At 70.6% G+C, this 742-nt stretch carries 1 protein-coding gene and 1 pseudogene; both read right to left on the bottom strand.

Annotated elements, in window-relative coordinates; translation table 11 throughout:
• The coding region (locus HTS88_RS21995; RefSeq protein WP_485062415.1) for an ATP-binding protein at window positions 1-328 on the bottom strand (328 nt) is incomplete at its 3' end.
• A pseudogene (locus HTS88_RS21990) lies at window positions 325-742 on the bottom strand (IS21 family transposase); the annotation flags it as partial. The gene HTS88_RS21995 and the pseudogene HTS88_RS21990, both read right to left, overlap by 4 nt.

Raw genomic sequence — 742 nt, 5'->3', positions numbered from 1 at the left:
GCCGGGTGATCCATTCCAGAGTCCGCAGCGCCTGCTGGGTCGGGGCCGGGATGGAGGACGCTGCCGGGTCCCACGCCTCGAAGGTCTTCCCGGTCGGGAACCCTGCCGCTTTGCGGCGGGAAGCGAGCATGGACCGGGCCCGGCCGGCGGCTTCCTCCGTGAAGAGGGCCTTGATGACCTCAGCCGGTTCCCACCGCTGGGCGCGGGCCGTCGCGATCAGGTCCGGGGCCAGCGCACGGGCGTGGGGCATTTTCAGGGACCGCATCAGGGCTTCCAGGTCCGCCGGCAGCGGCGGAGCCGCGGTATTGGTCGTGGTGACGGGGCTCATCGGGCCTCCTCCGGCGTGGTGTTGGTTGCGGGGTTGCCGATCGCGGCCCACGCCCCTGTTCCTTGCGTGAGGGAGGTGGCTTCGTTGGCGGCGTGGGTGGTAGTGCGGCGGATGTTGGCGTTCAGGATCGAGGCGAGGTCCTGGTGCGCGAACCGGCCATGCAGAGCGGCGTCGCCCAGGGCGCGATCAACCTGATCGGTGCCGGCGATTTTGGCCAGCGTGACGGCTTCTGCCATTTTCACGTTCATCCTTGCGGTCCCGGCCGCGGCGGCCTCGACGAGCCATGTTCGGGCGCCTTCGCCGATGGCCAGGAACGCGGCTTCGTCCGCGCTGCGGGCCCTCACCTCGTAGTCGCCGGGGAGCTTCGCCCGGGTTCCGGGGAAGTGTTCGTCGTTGATGGCGGGGCTGCCGGGT

Source organism: Pseudarthrobacter oxydans (assembly GCF_013314975.1).
GTDB classification, from domain to species: domain Bacteria; phylum Actinomycetota; class Actinomycetes; order Actinomycetales; family Micrococcaceae; genus Arthrobacter; species Arthrobacter oxydans.
The sequence above is the reverse complement of the archived record's forward strand: the minus strand, read 5'-3'. Positions and strand labels throughout refer to the sequence as shown.